We start from the raw sequence: 21,190 nt of genomic DNA on the forward strand, positions 1-21,190 counted from the left end.
TTCCCGACCCATGACGATGGGACGGGCGGTCCGCAGGATGGCCGTAGCACCGCTTCCCCCTGCTGCCGTCCCGCCGGAGGCCCTCCGATGCGAACCGCCCTGCGCCGTGCCCACCGCCGACTCCTGCTGCGCCGGTGGGCACGGCGCACCGGCCGCCACCTGGCGGACGGGCTGATCTGGCTCGGGCTGGCGATGGGGGCGCTCACCTCGCCCGACGCCCTGCCGGGCGCGCGCGGGCCGCAGGACGGGCCGCCCCCGCCGGGGGTGCCGCCGTGGCACCCGGAACGGGCTGGGGCGCGGCCCGCGCCGCTGACCCGGTGCGAGGAGGAGCTGTGGGCGCACCTGCTGGAGCGCTGACCGGCCCGGCGGCCCGGCCGGTCAGCTGCCGAGGCCGGCGCGCCGGGCCCGGACGGCCGCCTCGGCGCGGTCCGCGACCTGGAGCTTGCTGAAGATCCGGGAGAGGTAGTTGCGCACCGTCTTCATCGAGAGTCCGAACTCATTGGCGATGTGCGCGTTGTTGCGGCCGTCCGCGAGCATGGTGAGCACCGCCATCTCCCGGGGGGTGAGGTCGGGGAACGGCTCGCGCTCGGGGACCGGGCGGCGGACCTGCGCCAACAGGTGGGCGGCGGCCTCCGGGCCGAACAGCGCCCCGCCCTGGCTGACCGCGGTGATCGCCCGGCGGACGTCGTCCAGGCCGGCGCCCTTGACCAGGTAGCCCCGGGCGCCGGCCCGGACCGCCGCGCCGATGGAGTCGTCGTTGTCGTCGGCGGTCAGCATCACCACCGCGACCCGGGGGTGGCGGGCGAGCAGGGTCCGGGTCGCCTCGATGCCGTCGGTGCCGGGCATGCCGATGTCCATCAGCACGACGTCCGGCGCCAGCCGTTCGACGGCGCAGAGCACGTCCGCCCCGTCGGTCGCCTCGCCGACCACCGTCAGCGAGTCGATGCGGTCCAGGAGTTGGCGCAAACCCGCCCGAAACAGCTCGTGGTCGTCGACGACCAGGATGCGGAGGTTTCGGGGCGCGGCCGGATCCATGGGGGCTCCTAGGGATGGGTGAGGGAACGCGGGGAACGTGCGGGGGACCGGGTGCGCAGACGGGTCGGTCGGGCACGGAACCCGCCTCGGCCGGGGAAGGGGCGGGAGGGGACCGGGAGCGGGGTCAGCCGAGCCGGCCGGTGCCGTCGGCCAGCGCCGAGTGCGGCAGCCGGACCCGGACCGCGGTGCCGTGCGGGGTCCGGGCGGCCACCGAGAAAACGCCGCCGAGTTCTCTGGTGCGGACGCACATCGACGGAAGTCCGATTCCTCCGACGGCGTCCGCGGAAATGCCGATCCCGTCATCCTCGATCGACAGGTTGAGACCGCCGCTGCCGACCGAGGCGGAGATCCGGCAGACCGACGCCCGCGCGTGCCGGGCGACATTGGCGACGGCCTCGCCGGAGATCTTCTTCAATTCGGTCTGGACGTCGGCCGGGAAATCGTCCAGGACCGTCGGAAGCTCCGTGACGAACCGCAGCCGGCCCGCCCCGGCCTGCTCGAAAACATGGACCTGGCGGTCCAGGAACTGACGAAGGGTTCCGGCGGACTCCGCGGTCCCGGGCCCGGACCGGTCGAGGTTCCGGATCACCTGGCGGACGTCCGCGATGGCGGTGCTGATGTCCTCCCGGGCCTGCGCCAGCAGGGCCGGTGCCTGCTCGGCGTCGTCGCTCAGATCGAGGCCCGCCAGCTCCATCCGCATGTGCAGGGCGGCCAGCCGGGGAGCCAGCGAGTCGTGCAACTCCCGCCTGAGGCGGCGTCGTTCGTCGAGTCGGGCGGCGGCGTCCGGACAGCCGGACTCCGTGTCGGCGCCCGGGGGCGCGGCCGTGGCGGGTACCGGCCGGCGTCTCTGGACGGGTGGCAGGCCGGCCGCGCCGAGGCCGGTGGCGAGTCCCAGCAGGGTGCTCACCAGGCGGCCGATCCGGTCGGAGGTGTTCCGTTCACCGCGTGGGGCGGGCGCCGCCGCGTCGCCCGTGGCCAGGTTGGTCGGTCTTCGGTCGGCCCTGCCGGAGGATTTTATTATCTGTTCCAGCATGGTTCCTGAGATCCCCCCGTCGCTCGCGTCTGATCCACTGTGCACGGGCGTTTCCTGGCGCGGGGAAGTGGAATTCCTCAGGCATCTCCGAAAAACGGCACGACGGACCCCTCGCTATCGGTCCGTCGTGCGTTCCAATGCCGCGATCCCAATTCACCCGGAACAAGACCTTAGGCGCGCCGTTGCAGGGGGCGCAAGGGTGGGAGAGCCGGGTCGGTGAGGGGGCCCCGACGGATTCGGACACTTGGTTGCACCCATGTGAGTGAGCACTTACCCTCATGGAGTCGGGCCACGAGCACGACCGGCGAACGAGGCGCGCGACGCCCCGCCGGCGTCCCCCGGAGAGCCGAGGAGGCGACCCATGGGCACATCCCGCACCACCGATCTGACGCTCAATCAGATCGCCGAGATCTACCGGACGATGAGCGTGATCCGGGCCTTCGAGGACCGCCTGCACGGCCTCGCGAAGAACCTCCCCGGCGCGGTCCACCTCTACAGCGGGCAGGAGGCCGTCGCCGCCGGCGTGTGCGCGGCCCTCGCCCCCGACGACTACCTCGCCAGCACCCACCGCGGCCACGGCCACGCGATCGCCAAGGGCTGCGACGTCGAGGCGATGATGAAGGAACTGCACGGCCGCCCCGACGGAATCTGCGGCGGCAAGGGCGGCTCGATGCACATCGCGGACTTCGACCGCGGCATGCTCGGCGCCAACGGCCTGGCCGGCGGCGGCGTCCCGCTCGCCTGCGGCGCGGCGCTGACGGCCCGCCAGCAGGGCACCGGGCAGGTGGCGGTGGCCTTCACCGGCGACGGCGGCGCCAACCAGGGCGCCGTGCTGGAGAGCCTGGTGCTGGCCCGGATGCTCGACCTGCCGGTGGTCTTCGCCGTCGAGAACAACGGCTTCGCCCAGGCGACCCCCGCCGACCGGCACTTCTCCGGCACCGACATGGCCCAGCGCGCGGCCGGCTTCGGCATCCCCGGTGCGGTGGTCGACGGCTACGACGTGCTCGCCGTGCACGCCGCCACCACCGAGGCCGTCCGCCGCGCCCGGGACGGCGGCGGCCCGACCGTGCTGGAGTTCCGGGCCGAGCGCTTCCACGGCCACATGGAGCTCTGGGACGACCAGTCCTACCGCCCCGGCGCCGACCCGGAGCGGCTGCGCAACGACTCCGACCCGCTGCTGCTGCTCCGCTCCCGGATCGCCGACGGCACCGTGCCCGGACCCGCCGCCTTCGAACTCGACCGGATCGACCGGGACGCCGCCGCGCTCGTCGAGGCCGCCGTCGCCGCCGCCGCCGGGCCGTTCACGGCCGACCCGCGCAGCCTGCTCGACCACGTCTACACCCGCTGACCCGCCCCCAAGGAGGGATCCACGTGCGCACCATCACGTACCAGCAGGCGATCGGCGAGGCACTGGCCCAGCAGATGCGCTTCGACCGCTCGGTGGTCCTCATGGGCGAGGACAGCACCAACGCCTGGGGCCCGACCAAGGGACTGCACCGCGAGTTCCCGGACCGCGTGCTCGACATGCCGATCACCGAGGCCGCCTTCGTCGGCGCCGCGGTCGGCGCCGCCGCGACCGGCCTGCGCCCGGTGGTCGACCTGCTCTTCGTCGACTTCGCCACCGTCTGCTTCGACCAGATCGCCAACCAGGCCGCCAAGCTGCGCTACATGGCCGGCGGCCGGATCTCCGTGCCGCTGGTGCTGCGCGCCATGTGGGGCACCGGCCTGCGCCGCGGCGCCCAGCACTCGCAGGCGCTGCACCCGCTCTTCGTCCACCTGCCCGGTCTCAAGGTGGTCGCGCCGTCCAGCCCGTACGACGCCAAGGGGCTGATGGCGCAGGCCCTGGTGGACGACGACCCGGTGCTGTTCCTGGAGCACAAGATGCTCTACTTCGTGCCCGGCGGCGTCCCCGAGGAGCCCTACGCGATCCCGCTCGGCTCGGCCAAGGTGGTCCGGCCCGGGACGGACTGCACGGTGGTGGCGGTCGGCCGGATGGTCTCGGTCGCGCTCGCCGCCGCCGGGCAACTCGCCGCCGAGGGCGTGGAGGTCGAGGTGATCGACCCGCGGACGCTGTCCCCGCTGGACACCTCGACCATCTACGGCAGCGTGGAGCGGACCGGGCGGCTGGTCGTGGTGGCCGAGGCCCACCCCCGGTGCAGCCTGGCCGCCGACATCGCCGCGCAGGTCGCGCAGGACCGCTTCGCCGCGCTGCGCGGGCCGGTCCGGATGGTCACCGGGCCGCACGCGCCGGTGCCGTTCAGTCCCGAGCTGGAGGACGCCTTCGCGCCGGGCCCGGACCAGGTGGTGACCGCCGTGCGCGCCACCGGGCCGGTGCGGACCGCGGCCTGAGCAGCCGAATCCGACCGTCCATCAGTTTCCGTACCGCTGTGCCGCCGGGCCCGGCCGCGGGCCCCGCCGACCGAGGAGGAACCGAGTGACGTCCCAACCGTTCGTGAAGCGGCCCGACGAGGGGCGCGCCATCTGGCACGTCGGCGCGCTGCTGACGTTCAAGGCGACCGGCGCCGAGACCGGCGGGCAGTTCTGGCTCGCCGAGCAGCTGTCCCCGGCCGGCTACGCCTCGCCGGTCCACCTGCACACCCGCGAGGACGAGTTCTTCATCGTCCAGGAGGGCGAGATGGTGCTGCGGATCGGTGACGACGAGCACAAGGTCGGCCCGGGCGCGACGGTCTTCGCTCCGCGCGGCATCGCCCACCAGTACCGGGTGGAGACCGAGGGGACCCGGTTCCTGGTGCTGGGCACCCCGGCCGGGTTCGAGGAGTGGTTCTTCCGGACCGGCGAGCCGGCCACCCGCCCGGAACTGCCGCCGCCGCTCCAGGGCCCGCCGGACTTCGCCCGGCTGATCGGCGAACTGGAGCCGCTCGGCGTCCAGTTGGTCGGGCCGCCGCCCGGTCCTGGCGGGCCCGCCGGGCCGCCGCGCTGACCGGTGCCGCCGACCCCTCGCCGGCCCCGTCGCCCTCCGCGGGCGGTGGGGCCGGCGTGCTGGTCGAAGCCTGTGAGCGGGCACTCACCTGCACGCTATTCTTCGAGTACCCCTCCGCAGCCGCGGCCGGCTCGCAACCGGCCGCCCCTTCCCCCTCGGAGCCTTCATGAGTATGCGCGAGCAGATCGTCGACGCCGCCGAGCGGGTGATCCGGGACCTCGGCCTGGCCCGCTGCACCACCAAGGAGATCGCCGAGGTGGCGGGCTGCTCCGAGGGCACCATCTACCGGCACTTCCGCAGCAAGGAGGACGTCTTCCTGGCCGTCCTCGCCGAGCGGCTGCCCGGCCTGCTGCCGGTGCTGCGGACGCTGCCCGAGGAGGTCACCAGCGAGGGCGAGGTGCGGGCGGCCCTGCAGCAGGTGGCCGAGGAGGCGCTCGCCTTCTACCGCGAGTCGATGCCGATGCTGCTGTCCGTCTTCGCCGAGCCCAAGCTGCTCGACCGCCACCGGGAGTGGATGCGGGCCAACAACGCGGGGCCGCACCGGGCCGCCGAACTCCTGGCGGACTACCTGCGGCGGGCCCAGCGGGCCGATCTGGTCAGCCGGGACGCCGACCCGGTGGCGGCGGCCCAACTCCTGCTCGGCGCCTGCTACCTGGCCGCGTACGGGAGTGTGTTCGCCGCCCCGTCGGGCGGGTCGGAGGCGCTGCGCGAGGCCGAGGCGTTCGTCCGGCAGGTCTGGCGGACGCTGGCCCCGGCCGAGCGGCCGGCGGCGCCCGCGAAGAGCCGCACCAAGGCCCGCTGAGCGGGCGAGGACCAGCCCGTCGCCCGGTGAGCAGTACCGGGCGGCGGGCTTTTTCGGCACACCACCCGGGGGCGGACGGCTGCGATCGCCGTCCGCCCCCGGGTGGTGTGCCGCGGTTCAGCCCCGGAGACCCAGGACCCGGGCCGCTGCCGTGACCTGGCCGAGGTCCCCGGCGCACGGCATCAGCAGCAGCTCGTCGCAGCCCGCCTCGGTGTACCTGCCGACCAGCCCGCGCAGCCTGCCCGGGTTGTCGGCCGCGCCGCGCAGGATGTGGTCCACGAACGGCCCGGCGTCCCTGTAGTACGACCGCAGGTAGCCCTCGGTGTGCTTCCCGGCGTCCTCACCGAGCGCGAAGTACGCCAGGGCCACCAGCCGCGGCGTGCCCGTCCGGCCCTCGGCCGCCCACTGCTCGCGCAGCGCCTCGGCGCCCGGGGCGAACATCACCGGCCCGGTGCCGCCGCCGATCCAGCCGTCCGCCAGCCGGGCGGCCCGCCGCAGTGCGGCCGGGGAGTGCCCGCCCAGGATCAGCTCCGGCCCGTCCGGCCGGACCGGGGCCGGGCCGACCGCCGGCTCCCGGCCGGACTGCGCGTCGGCCCAGTGCCGGCGCAGCTCGGCCACCTGGGTGCCGGTCCGGGCGCCCCGGCCGGCCTTCTCCACCCGGCCGACCTCGAAGTCGTCCTGGCGCGAGCCGACCGCCAGGCCGAGGGTCAGCCGCCCATGGGAGAGCCGGTCCACGGTGGCCGCCTGCTTGGCCAGCAGCGCGGTGTTGCCGCGCAGCGGCGAGACGAGGATGCTGGTCGCCAGGCCGATCCGCCGGGTCACCGCGGCGGCCGCCGCCAGCGTGGTGAGCGGCTCCCAACTGGTGTGCACCAGCCGGTCGATGATGCCGAGCGTGGAGAACCCGGACTCCTCGGCTAGCCGGGCCCAGGCGACCACGTCGGCGCCGACCGCGCCGGCCAGCGAGGTCGGCAGTCCGATCCCGACCTTCATCTCACTCACCCTCGATCGGCCGGTCGTGGCGGCGGGAGAGCACGTTCTCCATCGAGGCCAGCCGGAAGAAGGCCTGCGCGCCCTCCCGGCTGGTCATGTCGCGCGGAACGGCGAGGTGCTTCTCCAGCTCCCGCTCGAAGTCGCGAACGGCTGGCTGCTGGCTCATGTGGGCGGCCACCAGCGGCAGCGGGCCCTCGATCTCGATCACCCGGACGGCCAGCTCCCTGCCCACGAAGGCCTGGGTGCCGAGGAGCCTGCCGACCACGGTGCCGTCGGGCGTCCGGACGTCGAAGTCCGGGCGCCCGCTCTTGCGGAACAGCTCCTTGACGGTGTCCTCGCTGCCCGGCAGCAGCGGGTAGTACAGCGCGTGCCACGTGCTCACGGTCGTCTCCTGACGGTTCGGGGCCGGGCTCGGCCCGTCGGTGGGGGAGGGGCGGGCGCCGTCACTGGCTGGCGGTGACGCCGCCGTCCACGTACAGCATCTGGCCGGTGATGAAGCCGGCCCGTGGCGAGGCGAGGAAGGCGACGGCGTCGGCCACCTCGTGCAGCTCGGCGGTGCGGCCCAGCGGGATCCGGCCGAGCACCATCCGCATGAACTCGGGGTTTGCGGCGGCACCGTCAACCGGGCCACCGCGCAGGAGGTCAAGGGCCTGGAGAACGTCGTCCGGGTGGCGGCCGGCAGCGGCCACGCGCTGGCCGTCACCGGCGACGGCGAGCTCTGGGGCTTCGGCCGCAACGCCTTCGGCCAGCTCGGCGACGGCTCCACCGAGAACCGGGCCGCCCCGGTGCGGACCGTCGGACTGCCCGGCCGGGTCCGCACCGCCGGTGCCGGCGGCGGCCACAGCGCCGCCCTGCTGGAGGACGGCACCGTCTGGGCCTGGGGCGCCGGCTTCTTCTGCGCGCTCGGCGAGGCCGAGTTCGGCGTGCAGCCCGTCCCGGTGCGGGTCGACGGCCTGGAGGACGTCGTCGACCTCGCGGTCGGCGGCGCCCACAACCTGGCGCTCAAGGCCGACGGCACCGTCTGGTCCTGGGGCCGCGACGACCGCGGCCAGCTCGGCGACGGCCCCGGCTCGACCCGCGAGGGCCGGATCGTCCGCTCCTACATGACCGCCTCCTTCGACTGCCGGCCGCGCCCGGCCGTGGTCGAGGGTCTGGAGCCGGCCGTCCGGATGAGCGCCGGCGGCGGCCACAGCATGGTCGTGCACGCCGACGGCAGCGCCTCGGTCTGGGGCTTCAACGACCGCGGCCAGCTCGGCGACGGCACCACCGTCGACCGCCCCGCCCCGCAGAGGCTCACCGGCCTGCACCCGGTCGCCCGGCTGGTCGGCGCCTACCACCACACGGTGGCGCTGCTGGCCGACGGCACCGTCTGGGCCTGGGGCCTCAACGACGGCGGCCAGCTCGGCGACGGCACCACCGTCGACCGCGCGGTGCCGGCCCCGGTGCCCGGCCTGAGCGGCGTCAAGGCGATCGCGGCCGGCGGCGGCGGCACCGACGCGGCCCCCGGCAACGGCGGGCACACGCTGGCGCTGCTGGCCGACGGCTCGGTGCGGGGCTGGGGCTGGAACAACTGGGGCCAGCTGGCCGCCGGGCAGGTCCGGATCGTCCCCACCCCGGCCCCGATCGCGCTGACCGGCCCGGCGGTGGGCGTCGCCGCCGGCGGCGAGATCCCGCCGACCAACAAGTTCATGGCCAACCCGGGCGGCGGCTTCGGCTTCGCCCTGCTGGGCTGAGGCCAGGACCCGTGCGAACGCCGGGCGGCCCCGCCCGTCCGGGGCCGCCCGGCGCGGGCCTGTCCGGCCCGCCCACCCATGACCGCCGACCCCGGCCGGGGCGCCGTCCGCCCCCGGCCAGGTTCCCGCAGGGAGGCCCCACCCCATGACCGCCGTATCCCAGACCGCCCCTGCCTCGGCCGGCGCGGTGTTCCTCTCCGAATTGATGTTCCCGTCCACCCCGCGCTGCCTGGCGCTGGCCGCCGAGTTCGGGATCGCCGAGCTGCTCGCCGACGGCCCGCTGCCGGCCGCCGAACTCGCCGAGCGCGCCGGGGTGGCGGCCGGCCCGCTGGCCAAGGTGCTCACGCTGCTCGCCGAGGACGGCGTCTTCGAGGAGACCGAGCCCGGCCTCTTCGCCAACACCGGGCTGTCCGAACTGCTCCGCCCGGGTGTGCCCGGGTCGATGGACGCGATGGCCCGGATGGTCGGTGCCGAATGGCTCTGGTCCTCCTGGGGCGCGCTGGACCACAGCCTGGCGACCGGGAAGCCCGGCTTCGAGAAGGTGCACGGCACCGCGCTCTGGCCCTGGCTCCAGCGCAACCCGGCCGCCGCCGCGACGTTCAACCAGGCGATGACCGACTTCACCGACGCGCTCGCCGACGCCCTGGTCTCCGCGTACCCCGGGTTCGCCGAGGCCGGTGCGGTCTGCGACCTCGGTGGCGGGCAGGGCACCTACCTGGCCGCGATCCTGCACAAGTACGACGCCCTCGGCCGCGGCGTGCTGGCCGACCTGCCGAGCGTGATCGAGCAGGCCAGGAGCCGGCCGGAGGTCGCCGGGCTGGCCGAGCAGGGCCGGCTGGAGTTCCAGCCGGTCGACTTCTTCGCCGGGGTCCCGGCCGGGATCGGCGCGTACGTCACCAAGCAGGTCTGGCACTCCTGGCCGGACGAGGCGCTGGTCCGGCTGCTGCGCCGGTGCCGCGAGGCCTCGCCGGGCGCCCGCTTCGTGGCGGCCGAGCTGGTGCACAGCGAGGGAGTGCCACGGTTCGTGAAGAACTTCGACCTGGTCATGCTGGTCACCATGAGCGGCGAGGTGCGCACCGAGGAGCAGTTCGCCGAGGTCTTCCGGCGCGGCGGCTACCGGCTGAACCGGGTGGTGCCGACCGGGACGGCCTTCTCGCTGCTGGAGGCCGTCCCGGACCCGGACCCGCTGGACTGAGCCGCCGGACCGAGCCACCCGGCCGAGCGCCGCGGAACGCAGGAGGGGAACGCGGGAACGGCCCCCGGAATTTCCGGGGGCCGGGCCTTTTCGCAGGGACCGGAAAAGGGCCCGGATCCGATGCGGACCCGGGCCCCGCGGTTTTCCTCCGGGAATTCCCCGGAGGGGTGCGCCGTTCAGTCGAAACGGTATTCGGAGAGACCGCCGGACGGCCGGAACCCGAAGGATTCGAAGAGCGTCCGGATCGCACTGTTCCCGTCGGCGGTGACCGCCAGGCCGACCGGCGCGCCGTCGCCGGAGTGCACCGCGGTCAGCACCTCGGCGAGCAGCGCCCGCCCGTAGCCGCCGCGGCGGACGCCGGTCTCGACGTACATCGGGTTGTACCGGACCACGCCGGCGACGGCGGCGGTCCGGCCCAGGACGGCGACCGGGCGGCCGCCGTCCTCCCAGACCCGCAGCAGGCCGCCGCGGATCTGCCCCTGGACCGAGCGCCGAGCGGTCTCCCGGCTGAGCCCGGCGCCGTGCGCGGCCTCCAGGCACCAGCCGGTGAACAGCTCCGTCTCGGCGACCTCGGCGGCCCTGACCTGGCCGGACGGCGCCGGGCGGCCGGACGGCAGCGGTGGGCCGTCCAGCCGGAGCACCCGCTCGCGCCGGCCGGGCCGAGCGGGGCGGCCGGTGGCCCCGGACCACGCGGCGGCGAACGCCGCGGCCGCGCGGTCCGGTCCGATCACGCCCGGCAGGAGGTCCGGCCCGGTGCCCAGTCCGGCGCCCAGGGCGGCCGCGGCGGCGTCCGGCATCCCGCTCAGCACGACCAGGTGCGGCGGGGTGAAGGCCGCCACGCCGACCACCGGCGCCGCACCGGAGTCCGGGTCCTCGACCCGGCTCCAGTTGATCGGCGGGGCAGTCGGCGGGCGGTGCTTCGCACCCGCCATCATGGTCAGCAGGATGGAATTCCCGACCGGGTTCCCGGCCGTCCACTCGCCGGTTTCCGAGATGAACTCTTCGATGTTCCTCGTGGTTTTAACGAGCATGCCGAAAAAGTATCCCGGGGGTGGTGTGCTGGCAATGGCGCGGCGCTCCGGGGAATGCGTTCCGGTCAGTTCGCGCCCGGTCGTCCGGCACCGGGGCCGCCCTGCCCCGGGGCGCCGCCGCCGGGACGGCCCATCGCCCCGGCCGTGACGCCGGCCGTCATGCCGCCCTCCAGCCCGAACAGCGAGCCGGTGACGAAACTCGCCGCGTCGCTGGAGAGGAAGACCACCGCGTGGGCGACCTCCTCCTCGGTGGCGATCCGCCCCAGCGCGGTGGCCGCCCCGGCCCGCTCCAGCGCACCGGGCTGGCCGCCGACCCGCCGGCGGAAGTCCTCGGTGTCCACCGGTCCGGTGATCAGGGCGTTCACCCGGATGCCGGCCGGGCCCGCCTCCAGTGCGGTGGCCCGGGTCAGGCCGACCACTCCGTGCTTGGCCGCGGTGTACGCGCCCAGGCCGAAGGCGGTGCCCTGGACGCCGGCGGTGGAGGCGTTGTTGATGATGCTGCCGCCGCCGTTCGCCCGCATCGCGGCGATCTCGTGCTTGAGCGAGTGGTAGGTGCCGATCAGGTTGACGGCGATCACCTCGTTGAAGGCCTCCGCCGGGACACGGTCCAGCGGGCCGAACGCCCCGCCGCCGCCCGCGTTGTTGAAGGCGATGTCCAGTCGTCCGTGTCGCTCGACCGTGGTACCCACCAGCCGGGCGACGTCATCCTCGACGGTGACGTCGGCGGCGATGAACTCCGCGAGCCCGCCCTTCTCGCGGATCCGCTCCACGACGGATCCGCCCAGCCCGGAGCGGCGGCCGGAGACCACCACGTGCGCCCCGGCGGCGGCCAGCGCGGCCGCCGCGGCCGCGCCGATGCCCGAGGTCGAACCGGTCACGAGTGCGATCTTCCCCTGGAGTTGACTCATCGTTAGCTGCCCCTCCGGGCGGCCGGTGGCCACCCTTGACGTTGGCTCTTGACGGCTAATTTTGATTGTATAGTCTATACGAATTCAAGCTCGGAGCAAGGACTCCGAGTCGGCGAGCGCCTCCTCGAGGAGTACCCATGAGCGCCCCGTACCCCGCACCCGCCCCGGAAGTGCCACGCAAGACCTTCTTGACGATCTTCGCCGCCCTGGTGCTCGCCATGTTCCTGGCGGCCCTGGACCAGACGATCGTGGCGACGGCACTGCCGACCATCGCCGGTGACCTCGGCGGCGTGACCCACCTGGCCTGGGTCGTCACCGCCTACATGCTGGCCGCCACCGCGGCCACGCCGCTCTGGGGCAAGCTGGGCGACCTCTACGGCCGCAAGCTGATGTTCCAGTCGGCCATCGCGATCTTCCTGCTCGGCTCGGCGCTGTCCGGGATCTCCGGCAACATCGGCCAGCTGATCGGCTTCCGCACGCTCCAGGGGCTCGGCGCGGGCGGTCTGATGGCGCTGGCCATGGCGCTCATCGCGGAGCTGGTCCCGCCGCGCGAGCGCGGCAAGTGGCAGGGCTACGCGCAGTCCTGCTTCGTGGTCGCCGGCGTGGTCGGCCCGCTGATCGGCGGCGCCTTCGTCGACCACCTGTCCTGGCCGTGGATCTTCTACATCAACCTGCCGATCGGCGTGGTCGCGCTGCTGATCGTCGGCTCGGTGCTGAAGCTGCCGGTCAACAAGCAGAAGAAGCAGCTGGACTACCTGGGCTCGGCGCTGCTCAGCGCCGCCATCGTCTCGGTGCTGCTGGTCTCGGTCTGGGCCGGTGACCAGTACTCCTGGGGCTCGGCGCAGATCATCGGCCTGCTGGTGCTCGCCGTGGTGCTGCTCGCCGGCTTCGTGTGGCAGGAGAAGCGGGCCGCCGAACCGGTCGTCCCGCTGGCGCTGTTCAAGGACCCGGTGGTCCTGGTGGCCACCCTCGGCCTCTTCCTCACCTCGGTCTCGCTGTTCGTGGCGACGGTCTACACCCCGCTCTTCCTCCAGGTCGCCAACGGTGACAGCGCCACCGAATCCGGCCTGCTGCTGGTCCCGATGATGCTCGCCACCGTGGCCAGCCTGACCCTCTCCGGCAAGGTGGTCGAGAAGACCGGCCGGTACAAGCTGTTCCCGATCGTGGGCCTGCTGGTGATGGCCCTCGGCCTCTACCTGATGTCGACGCTCAAGGCGGACTCCTCGGAGGTCGCCGCCGGCGTCTTCCTGGCGGTCTTCGGCATCGGCTTCGGCCTGGTCACCCAGGTGCTCATCGTGGCGGTGCAGAACTCCGTCGAGATGCGGCAGTTGGGTGTGGCGACGGCCGCGGCGAACTTCTTCCGCTCGCTGGGCGGCGCCATGGGCGTGACCATCTTCGGCGCCGTCCTCAACTCGCAGCTGCGCGACTGGCTGCCGAAGAAGGTGCCCGCCGACGCCCTGGCGCGGCTCGGCACGGACGGCCTGCTGACCGCTCCGGCCAAGGTCAGGGCGCAGGCGCCGGCGGTGCGTGACGGTGTCGCCGCCGCGCTGGCCGAGTCGCTGCACACGGTCTATCTGACCGGCATGGTCATCGCGCTGATCGGCGCCCTGGTGGTGGTCTTCCTCCAGGAGCGGCCGATGCGGGCGCCGATGGGCGCGCCGGGCGGCAGGGGCCCCGGCGGTCAGGGCGGCCCCGGTGGCCCCGGCGGGCAGCAGCAGGGCCAGGGCGGCCCCGGTGGCGGCCAGTGGCAGGGCCAGGGTGCCGCCGGTACCCCGGGTGCCCAGTCCGGCGGACCCGCCGGACCCGCCGCCGGCGGCCGACCGGAGACCGCAGCCGGCTGACGGCGAAGGTCGGGCCGGAGCCGGTCGACTCGGCCTCCCCTCTCCCACCGCTACCCCGGGTGGTGGGAGAGGAGGCTTGTCCTGCAAAGGAATTGACGGCACATCAGCACCGGGAACGGCTCGAACGGACGTCGGAAGCCATCGCGGAGTGAGTGTTCACCCGCTAGGCTTGACGGGCAGTCGACACCCCGGCCGCGGTGGGGCGGGGTGCCTGGCACGGCTTCCCCACCGCACTCCGAGCGCCGGGATCCCCGGCGCGACCAGCCACCAGGAAGCGGGTCGACTCCATGGCCGACATACCCAGCCGGCGGCGTGCACTCTCCCGGGACCTCCCGCCCGCCGCCGCCCCCGGCGCACCCCCGGCGACCAGGATCGGCGTCATCGGTCTCGGCGTGATGGGCGGCGGGATGGCCTCCCGGCTGCGACCGGGGCCACCGGATCGTGGTCCACAACCGCACCCCCGAGCGCGCCGCGCCGTACGCCGCCCGCGGCGCGGAGGTCGCCGCCACCCCGGCCGGGCTGGCCGCGCGGGTGGACGTGGTGATCCTCAGTCTCGCCTCGGAGGCGGCCGTCGAGGAGCAGTTGTTCGGCGCCGGCGGGGTGCTGGAGACGCTGCCCGCGCACGGCGTCGTGATGGACACCAGCACCGTCTCCCCGGACTTCGCCCGCTCGGTGGCCGACCGCGTCGCGGGCCTCGGTCGCGCCGGTGCGGACGCCTGCGTCATCGGCAACGGCCGGCACGCCGCGGACGGCGAACTGCGCTTCATGGTCGGCGGGTCCGCCGAGGTCTTCGAGCGGCTCGGCCCGGTGCTGGAGCCGCTCGCCAAGGAGGTCCGCCACCTCGGCCCGAGCGGTTTGGGCGCCACCGCCAAGGTCATGCTCAATGTGCTGATGGGCGTCGAGATGCAGGTGCTCGCCGAGTCCGTGACGCTGGCCCAGCGGGCCGGCATCGACCGCGAGCTCGCCCTGTCGATGATCAGCGAGAGCGGATTCAGCTCCCCGGTGATGCGCTACAAGGCCGGTGTGATGCGCCGCCGGGCCTACGGGGAGCCGCAGTTCAGGCTCGACCTGATGCGCAAGGACCTCCGGCTGGCCACCGCCGAGGCCGGCCGCCTGGGCGTCGCCACCCCCGTCTGCGACACCACCCACGAGACGCTCGTCGCCGCCGCCGAGGCCGGTCTCGGCGAGCTGGACTGCGCCGCCGTGCTCTCCCACGCGGAGGCCGCCGCCGGACTGGCCGGCACCCCGGACCGTACGTGAACCACTCGACCTCATCGAGGAGTTGATCCACGTGTCCCAGTCCAGACGGCCCCGGGTGGCCGGGTTCGGCACCGGCCTGGTGGCCCTGCTGACCGCCCTCGTGCTGCTCGCCGCCACCAACGGCGCCGGCGCCGAGGACGCCGGGGCCCGCCCGCGTCCCGGCAACTGGAGCGGCTGGCAGTTCGATCCGGCCGGCAGCCGGTTCAACGGCCAGGAGTACCGGATCACCCCGGCCACCGTCGGCGGCCTCGGCCTGAAGTGGGTCTTCGGCCACGCCAAGGTCTCCGGCGTCTACCTCGGCAGCCAGCCCGCCGTGGTGGACGGAACCCTGTACGTCGGCGGCGCCGAGGGCACCTTCCACGCCCTGGACGCCCGGACCGGCGCGGCCCGCTGGACCTTCGACGTCGCCCCGGTGGCCGGCGCCCACTCCGTCACCGACCCCGACCCGGTGCGCAGCAGCCCGGCCGTCGAGGGCGACACCGTCTACTTCGGCGACAACCGCGGCCACCTGTACGCGCTCGACCGCCGGAGCGGCGCGCTGCGCTGGTCGCTGCGGCTCGACAGCCACCCGCAGGCCCAGATCACCAGCTCGCCGCTGGTGTACAACGGCCAGGTGTACGTCGGCGTGTCCAGCAGGGAATCCGGCGCCACTTTCGACCTGAGCTACCCCTGCTGCACGTTCCGCGGCTCGGTCGTCGCCGTCAACGCGTCGACCGGACAGCTCACTTGGCGGCACTGGACCAGCCCCGAGCCGCAGCCGGCCGGCACCTGGCCGAACGGTGCCAACCGCTACGAGCCCTCCGGCGTCGCCGTCTGGAGCTCACCGGTGGTCGACCGGGAGAGCGGCACCGTCTACGTCGGCACCGGCCAGAACTACTCCGGCGCGGGCGGCGACACCGACTCGGTGCTCGCCCTGAACGCCGCCACCGGCGCCGTCCGCTGGCGCGCCCAGGAGGTCTTCCCGGACACGTTCACCGTCGCCTGCGGCATCCCCGGTGCCGAGGCCTACTGCCCCGGCAAGGCCGACGGCACCGACCACGACTGGGACTTCGGCGCCGGCGCCAACGTCTTCAGCATCGGCGAGCGCCGGGTGGTCGGCATCGGCCAGAAGAACGGCGTCTACCACGTCTACGACGCGCTGACCGGCGCCAAGGTGTGGGACCGCGCGGTGGTCGCCGACCCCAACACCAAGGGCGGCAGCTCGGGCATCCAGTGGGGCACCGGCTACGACGGGCACCGGCTCTACGTCGCCACCTGGTTCGCCGACCCCGGCACCCTGTACGCGCTCGACCCGGCGACCGGCGCGACCCTCTGGCAGACCGAGAGCCCGGCGGACGGCTGCCGGTGGGGCGGCGCCGCCGCCTACCCGGAGCTCTGCCGGCGCGCCTTCACCCCCGCCGTGAGCGTCAGCCGCGGCCTGGTCTACGAGGGCGGCGCGGACGGCAAGATGCGGGTCTTCTCGGCGAGCACCGGCGCGGTGCTCTGGCAGTACGACGTGGTCCGCGACTTCGCCACGGTCAACGGTGTCCCGGCGCACGGCACGGCGCTCTCCGGCGGCGGGGGAGCGGTGGTCGCCGACGGCATGCTCTACGTCCAGGCGGCGTACTACCCGCAGTACCCGAGCGCATCGGGCGGCGCGCTGCTCGCGTTTTCCCTACGGTAGGACGCGTCGGCGCAAGCGAAGGTCAACTCACGGCCGGCGAAGCCAAGTTGCCGCCGGCCCCGGCAAGGAGGAAGTCATGGAGATCGTCGTGGTGGGAGCGGCCGGCCGGACCGGTCGGCTGGTGGTCGAGAAGGCCCTGGAGAACAAGCACGGCGTCACCGCCCTGCTGCGCGACCCGGCCAAGCTGCCGGTGGAGCACGATCGGCTGACCAAGGCGCGCGGCGACGTGTTCGACGCCGGCTCGCTGGCCGGCCCGCTGGAGGGCAAGGACGCCGTGGTGGTGGCGCTGGGCGTGACCAGCCGCACCACCACGACGGTGTTCTCCGAGGGCGTGCGCAACATCATCGCGGCCGCCCGGGCGGGCGGGGTGCGCCGGCTGATCACGATGTCCTCGGCGGGCCTGGAGACCAAGCACCTGCCGGCGATGCAGCGCTTCGTCGCCGAGTTCGTGGTGGACCGGGTCTACCGCAACATCCACCTCGACCTCGGCCGGATGGAGGACGAGGTCGAGGCCAGCCCGCTGGACTGGACGATCGTCCGGGTGCCGATGCTCACCGACGGTCCGGCGACGCCCGACTACCAGGCGGTGGTGGGCGGTCACATCGCCAAGGCCTCGCGCATCGCCCGGGCGAACGTCGCCGACTACATCGTCACCCATCTGGATGACACCGCGACCTACGGCCGGCGCGTCGAGGTGGCCAACTGATGACCCCCGGCGGAGGCCGGCCCGCCCGCGGCACATCCGCGGCGCGGGCCGGCCGCGCGCCGCAGGGGCACCACCACCGCCGACCGAGGGGAACCCCACCGTGAACATCGCCGTCTTCGGCGCGACCGGCGGCACCGGCCGCCGCTTCCTGGAACTGGCCGGCGCGGCCGGGCACTCCACCGTGGCCTTCGCCCGCGACCCGCTGGCCCTGGTCGACGCCCGGCCGACCACCATCCGGCAGGGCGACGTCCTCGACCCGCGGGCGGTGGCCCGCGCCGTCGAGGGCGCGGACGCGGTGGTCTCCGCGCTCGGCATCGGCTACAGCCGGGCCGCCACCACCGTCTACTCGGCCGGTACCGGCCACATCCTCAAGGCCATGCACGCGGCTGGGGTGACCCGCGTGCTCTGCGTCTCCACGACCGGCATGAGCCTGCCGCCCTGGCCCGCCGACCCGGCCCGTCGCGCGCTCACCTCCTGGATGCTGCACCCGGTGCTCCGCCGGCCCTACGCCGACATGGCGCGGATGGAGCGGCTGCTGCTGGCCGACACCGAGCTGGACTGGACGCTGGTCCGGGCCGCCCGGCTCACCGCCGGCCGGGCCCGCGGCCGCTACCGCACGGCGGCCGGACGGCGGCTGCCCGGCGCCTGGTCGATATCCCGCGCCGACCTCGCGCACTATCTGCTCGGCGCGCTCGACGACCCGGCCGCCCGTCGCGCGGTCGTCGAGGTCGCGTACTGACCGCCCGCCTGCCGGCCGACGGCCGCGGCCACCCGCAGCGCGTACTCAACGAGCGGTAGGGCCGGCTACTCCCGCGGTGCGATGCCCGACCCCCGCGGACCGGGCAGAGTGGAGCCGATCCCGCGGATCACCCGAGCCGTGGGCCGGCGGCCGCACACCATCCACCCCGGTGGCCGCCGGCCCGTGGCCCGCGTCGCCCCTCGCCCCTCCGGAGCACAGCCGATGCCCACACCTCCCGGTCCGTCCGCCGCCGACACCCCCGCGCCCCCGTCCGGGCCAGCGGCGGGGGCGCCGCCCGCGGCCCCGACGGCCCCCGCCGGGCGCCTGCGGCTGCCCCGGCGCGCCCGCCGGGTCTGGCTGGTCGTGCACGTCGCCAGTTCGGTCGGCTGGCTCGGCCTGACCGCCGGCGTACTCGCCCTCGGCATCGCCGGCCGCTTCTCCGACGACCCCGACACCGTGCGCGCCGCCTACCTGGCCCAGCGGATCTTCGCCGACTGGCTGCTGATCCCGGTCAGCCTGCTCTCGCTGCTCTCCGGCCTGCTGCTGTCCCTCGGCACCACCTGGGGGCTGCTGCGCCACTACTGGGTCGCCACCAAGTTCTGGCTCACCCTGGCCGCCACCCTGGCCTCGATCCTCGCGCTGCGCGCCTTCATCCACGACGCGGCCGGCCAGGTCGCCGCCGGCACCGTCCCACCGGACGGCCGCGCCCCGCACGTCCTGGTGATCGCCCCCTCGGTGGCGCTGCTCGTCTATCTGACCGCCACCGTGCTCTCGGTGGTCAAGCCCTGGGGGATGACCGGGCGCGGCCGGCGGCTGGCCGCCGAGGCCCGCGCCGCCCGAACCGGCCGGGCCGCCGACGCGGCGCCCGGGCGGTGAGCGGTCCGCCGTCCGTGAGCGGCGACCACGACCCCTACGGCGGACCGCCCTGGACCAGGCCGGCCTGGACGCGGGTCTCCGCGCTGCTGGTCGCCCTGGTCCAGGTGGTCGGCTCCACCGCCGCCGCCGGCCGGCAGCCGGACCGGGCCGCGCTGGACGCCGCCGGGTACGCGCTGCTGCTGCTCGGCCCGGCCCTGCTGATGCTCCGCGACCGCTACCCCGGCCCGGTGGTGGCCGCCGTCACCGCCGTCACCACCGGCTACCTGCTGGCCGGCTACCCGTACGGCCCGGTGTTCTTCAGCCTCGCCGTCGCCGTCTACGGCGCGCTCGCCCGCGGCCGCCGCCGGTGGGCCTGGACCTCGCTCGGCGCCGGCTACCTGCTCCACCTGTCCAGCTCCCACCTGCTGCCGCACTCCTGGCAGCGCGCGCCCGGCACCGGCCCCGGCTGGTGGCAGGAGGCCGGCGCGGCGGCCTGGCTGCTGCTGATCCTGGCCGGCGCCGAGATCATGCGCGCCCGCGGCGAACAACTGGCCGCCCGCCGGCTGGCCCGGCGGCAGGCCGAGGAGAACCGGGCCGCCGAGGAGCGGCTGCGGATGGCCCGCGAACTGCACGACATCCTGGCCCACTCGATCTCGGTGATCCACCTCCAGGCCGGGGTCGCCCTGGAGCTCATCGACGAGCACCCCGACCAGGTCCGCGCCGCGCTGACCGTCATCAAGGCGACCAGCAAGGAGGCGCTGGGCGAGGTCCGCCAGGTGCTCGGCACCCTGCGCGGCCCGGACGGCCAGGCCCCGCGCACCCCCGCCCCCGGCCTCGCCCGGCTGCCCGAACTCGTCACCCAGGCCGGCCACGCCGGACTCGCCGTCACGGTGGAGACGGCCGGCACGGTCCGGCCGCTGTCCGCCCAGGTGGAGCTGGCCGCCTTCCGGATCGTCCAGGAGGCGCTCACCAACGTCATCCGCCATTCGGCCGCGCGCACCGCCACCGTTCTGATGGACTGGTCTTCCCCGGACGGGCTGCTGCTCCGGGTGGACGACCCCGGCCCGGCCGCCGGCGGCGACGGCGGCGGCTCCGGCAACGGCCTGATCGGCATGCGCGAGCGCGCCGCGGCCTTCGCCGGGGAGCTGACCGCCGGACCGCACGGCGGCGGCTTCCGGGTCCGGGCCTGGCTGCCCGACCCGGCGGGGCCGGGCACGGCGAGCACGAAGGGACGGCCGGGATGATCCGGGTACTGCTGGCGGACGACCAGGTCCTGGTCCGGGCGGGCTTCCGGGCCCTGCTCGACGTCCAGCCCGACATCGAGGTGGTCGGCGAGGCCGACGACGGCGAGGCGGCCGTCCGGCTGGTGGAGGAGCTGCGGCCGGACGTCGTGCTGATGGACATCCGGATGCCCGGCACCGACGGCCTGGAGGCCACCCGGCGGATCTGCACCCGGCCCGAGCTGGCCGCGGTCCGGGTGGTGGTGCTGACCACCTTCGAGCTGGACGAGTACATCTTCGAGGCGCTGCGCCTCGGCGCGGCCGGCTTCCTGGCCAAGGACACCGAACCGGCCGACCTGCTGCGCGCGGTCCGGGTCGCCGCCGTCGGCGACTCGCTGCTCTCCCCGGGCGTGACCCGCCGGCTGATCGACGAGTTCGCCGTCCGCTCCCGGGAGCCCGCCGCGAGCGGACGGCTGCTGTCCTCGCTCACCGACCGGGAGCGCGAGGTGCTCACCCTGGTCGGCATGGGCCTCAGCAACGACGACATCGCCCGTCGGCTGGTGGTCAGCCCGCTCACCGCCAAGACGCACGTCAGCCGCGCCATGGTGAAGCTCGGCGTCCGCGACCGCGCCCAACTCGTCGTCCTCGCCTACGAGTCCGGCCTGGTCCGCCCAGGCTGGCTCGGGTAGCAGGCGGGTCCCGCCTCCCTACTCCCCGCGTCGTACCCCCGGTGCCGCTCCCCGGAGGACGCGCCGGACCCCTCCTCGGCGGGACGCTCGTGGTGGCCTCGGGGAACCGTCCGGGGCCGGCGCCAGGCCCCGCCCGAACGCGCGGGGCCCACCGAGGAGTTGACCGACATGCAGAGCACCGTACTACTCGCGGACACGATCTGCCGGGACGGCTGGGGCCCGTGGAACGGGGGCGGCCCGGGCCCGTGGTTCCTGCTCTTCCCGCTGTTCTGGCTGCTCGTCCTGATCACCGTGTTCACCGTGCTGCGCCGCCGCCGGCGCGGGCCGTGGGGCCCGCCGTGGGTCGGCCAGTGGGAGGGCCCGTGGAACGGCGGACCGGGCTGGCGCGGCGGCTGGCCGGGCGGTCCCGAGGGCCCGCTGGCAAGCCTGGCCCGCCGGTACGCCGAGGGCCAGATCGGCGAGGAGGAGTACCGCACCCGCCGGGACACCCTGCTGGAGCACACCCGGGACCAGGGCGACACCAAGCCGGGCCAGGGCGGCGCCAAGTGA

23 protein-coding genes are annotated in these 21,190 nt (G+C 74.7%); 16 read left to right on the top strand and 7 right to left on the bottom strand.

Annotated elements, in window-relative coordinates; all coding sequences use genetic code 11:
• Positions 1-87: 87 nt before the first annotated feature.
• Positions 88-357, top strand: a complete 270-nt coding sequence (locus ACFZBX_RS25245) for a hypothetical protein (protein WP_391536060.1) — start codon at positions 88-90, stop codon at positions 355-357.
• 21 nt (positions 358-378) lie between these two features.
• On the opposite strand, the gene ACFZBX_RS25250 is transcribed toward ACFZBX_RS25245, so the two are convergent.
• Entirely contained in the window at positions 379-1,035 is a 657-nt protein-coding gene (locus ACFZBX_RS25250) for a response regulator (RefSeq protein ID WP_391536061.1), read from the bottom strand.
• Between the two features lie 124 nt (positions 1,036-1,159).
• On the bottom strand, positions 1,160-2,068 hold the full coding sequence (locus ACFZBX_RS25255; RefSeq protein ID WP_391536062.1) for a sensor histidine kinase: 909 nt from the start codon (positions 2,066-2,068) through the stop codon (positions 1,160-1,162).
• Between the two features lie 361 nt (positions 2,069-2,429).
• Between ACFZBX_RS25255 and ACFZBX_RS25260 the strand changes: the two genes are divergently transcribed.
• From ACFZBX_RS25260 to ACFZBX_RS25275, 4 genes are all read left to right on the top strand, one after another.
• Entirely contained in the window at positions 2,430-3,416 is a 987-nt protein-coding gene (locus ACFZBX_RS25260; protein ID WP_391536063.1) for a thiamine pyrophosphate-dependent dehydrogenase E1 component subunit alpha, read from the top strand.
• A 23-nt stretch (positions 3,417-3,439) separates the two neighbouring features.
• The gene (locus ACFZBX_RS25265) at positions 3,440-4,417 is read left to right on the top strand and encodes an alpha-ketoacid dehydrogenase subunit beta (RefSeq protein WP_391536064.1); all 978 of its coding nucleotides are present in this window, start codon (positions 3,440-3,442) and stop codon (positions 4,415-4,417) included.
• A gap of 85 nt (positions 4,418-4,502) precedes the next feature.
• Positions 4,503-5,009 carry a quercetin 2,3-dioxygenase gene (locus ACFZBX_RS25270; RefSeq protein WP_391536065.1) on the top strand — a complete coding sequence of 169 codons (507 nt, stop codon included), beginning with the start codon at positions 4,503-4,505 and terminating at the stop codon, positions 5,007-5,009.
• A 166-nt stretch (positions 5,010-5,175) separates the two neighbouring features.
• A complete protein-coding gene (locus ACFZBX_RS25275) occupies positions 5,176-5,811 on the top strand; it encodes a TetR/AcrR family transcriptional regulator (protein ID WP_391536066.1) in 636 nt (211 codons plus the stop codon).
• Positions 5,812-5,928: 117 nt separating this feature from the next.
• Here the strand turns inward: ACFZBX_RS25275 and ACFZBX_RS25280 are convergent, their stop codons facing one another.
• The 3 genes from ACFZBX_RS25280 to ACFZBX_RS25290 all read right to left on the bottom strand — a co-directional run bounded on the left by ACFZBX_RS25280 (position 5,929) and on the right by ACFZBX_RS25290 (position 7,490).
• The gene (locus tag ACFZBX_RS25280) at positions 5,929-6,801 is read right to left on the bottom strand and encodes an LLM class flavin-dependent oxidoreductase (RefSeq protein ID WP_391536067.1); all 873 of its coding nucleotides are present in this window, start codon (positions 6,799-6,801) and stop codon (positions 5,929-5,931) included.
• A gap of 1 nt (position 6,802) precedes the next feature.
• A complete protein-coding gene (locus ACFZBX_RS25285; protein ID WP_391536068.1) occupies positions 6,803-7,183 on the bottom strand; it encodes a SchA/CurD-like domain-containing protein in 381 nt (126 codons plus the stop codon).
• A 61-nt stretch (positions 7,184-7,244) separates the two neighbouring features.
• Positions 7,245-7,490: an SDR family oxidoreductase gene (locus tag ACFZBX_RS25290; RefSeq protein ID WP_391536069.1), complete on the bottom strand. Its 246-nt coding sequence runs from the start codon at positions 7,488-7,490 to the stop codon at positions 7,245-7,247.
• Here ACFZBX_RS25290 and ACFZBX_RS25295 point away from each other — a divergent pair.
• Positions 7,470-8,534 (top strand): RCC1 domain-containing protein, encoded by a 1,065-nt coding sequence (locus ACFZBX_RS25295; RefSeq protein ID WP_391536070.1) that lies wholly within the window; start codon positions 7,470-7,472, stop codon positions 8,532-8,534. The genes ACFZBX_RS25290 and ACFZBX_RS25295 overlap by 21 nt on opposite strands.
• 145 nt (positions 8,535-8,679) lie before the next feature.
• Positions 8,680-9,729, top strand: coding sequence for a methyltransferase (locus ACFZBX_RS25300; protein ID WP_391536071.1), 1,050 nt, complete (start codon positions 8,680-8,682; stop codon positions 9,727-9,729).
• 176 nt (positions 9,730-9,905) lie between these two features.
• Here ACFZBX_RS25300 and ACFZBX_RS25305 read toward each other — a convergent pair whose 3' ends face one another.
• Both ACFZBX_RS25305 and ACFZBX_RS25310 read right to left on the bottom strand, forming a co-directional pair.
• Positions 9,906-10,760 (bottom strand): GNAT family N-acetyltransferase, encoded by an 855-nt coding sequence (locus tag ACFZBX_RS25305; protein WP_391536072.1) that lies wholly within the window; start codon positions 10,758-10,760, stop codon positions 9,906-9,908.
• 65 nt (positions 10,761-10,825) lie between these two features.
• The gene (locus tag ACFZBX_RS25310) at positions 10,826-11,638 is read right to left on the bottom strand and encodes an SDR family NAD(P)-dependent oxidoreductase (RefSeq protein WP_391536073.1); all 813 of its coding nucleotides are present in this window, start codon (positions 11,636-11,638) and stop codon (positions 10,826-10,828) included.
• Between the two features lie 167 nt (positions 11,639-11,805).
• Between ACFZBX_RS25310 and ACFZBX_RS25315 the strand changes: the two genes are divergently transcribed.
• The 9 genes from ACFZBX_RS25315 to ACFZBX_RS25355 all read left to right on the top strand — a co-directional run bounded on the left by ACFZBX_RS25315 (position 11,806) and on the right by ACFZBX_RS25355 (position 21,190).
• Positions 11,806-13,509 carry an MDR family MFS transporter gene (locus ACFZBX_RS25315; RefSeq protein ID WP_391536074.1) on the top strand — a complete coding sequence of 568 codons (1,704 nt, stop codon included), beginning with the start codon at positions 11,806-11,808 and terminating at the stop codon, positions 13,507-13,509.
• Positions 13,510-13,950: 441 nt separating this feature from the next.
• Positions 13,951-14,769, top strand: coding sequence for an NAD(P)-dependent oxidoreductase (locus ACFZBX_RS25320; RefSeq protein ID WP_391536075.1), 819 nt, complete (start codon positions 13,951-13,953; stop codon positions 14,767-14,769).
• A gap of 31 nt (positions 14,770-14,800) precedes the next feature.
• Positions 14,801-16,432: a PQQ-binding-like beta-propeller repeat protein gene (locus ACFZBX_RS25325; RefSeq protein ID WP_391536076.1), complete on the top strand. Its 1,632-nt coding sequence runs from the start codon at positions 14,801-14,803 to the stop codon at positions 16,430-16,432.
• 76 nt (positions 16,433-16,508) lie between these two features.
• The gene (locus tag ACFZBX_RS25330) at positions 16,509-17,138 is read left to right on the top strand and encodes an NAD(P)-dependent oxidoreductase (RefSeq protein WP_391536077.1); all 630 of its coding nucleotides are present in this window, start codon (positions 16,509-16,511) and stop codon (positions 17,136-17,138) included.
• 100 nt (positions 17,139-17,238) lie between these two features.
• On the top strand, positions 17,239-17,877 hold the full coding sequence (locus tag ACFZBX_RS25335) for an NAD(P)-dependent oxidoreductase (RefSeq protein ID WP_391536078.1): 639 nt from the start codon (positions 17,239-17,241) through the stop codon (positions 17,875-17,877).
• Between the two features lie 222 nt (positions 17,878-18,099).
• On the top strand, positions 18,100-18,753 hold the full coding sequence (locus ACFZBX_RS25340; RefSeq protein WP_391536079.1) for a DUF2269 domain-containing protein: 654 nt from the start codon (positions 18,100-18,102) through the stop codon (positions 18,751-18,753).
• 14 nt (positions 18,754-18,767) lie between these two features.
• Positions 18,768-19,976, top strand: a complete 1,209-nt coding sequence (locus ACFZBX_RS25345) for a sensor histidine kinase (RefSeq protein WP_391536080.1) — start codon at positions 18,768-18,770, stop codon at positions 19,974-19,976.
• The gene (locus tag ACFZBX_RS25350) at positions 19,973-20,641 is read left to right on the top strand and encodes a response regulator (RefSeq protein ID WP_391536081.1); all 669 of its coding nucleotides are present in this window, start codon (positions 19,973-19,975) and stop codon (positions 20,639-20,641) included. Before ACFZBX_RS25345 ends, ACFZBX_RS25350 begins: the two co-directional genes overlap by 4 nt.
• Before the next feature lie 168 nt (positions 20,642-20,809).
• Complete coding sequence (locus ACFZBX_RS25355) at positions 20,810-21,190, top strand: SHOCT domain-containing protein (RefSeq protein WP_391536082.1); 381 nt, start codon at positions 20,810-20,812, stop codon at positions 21,188-21,190.

This window comes from Kitasatospora sp. NPDC008115 (genome assembly GCF_042957205.1).
Lineage (GTDB): Bacteria > Actinomycetota > Actinomycetes > Streptomycetales > Streptomycetaceae > Kitasatospora.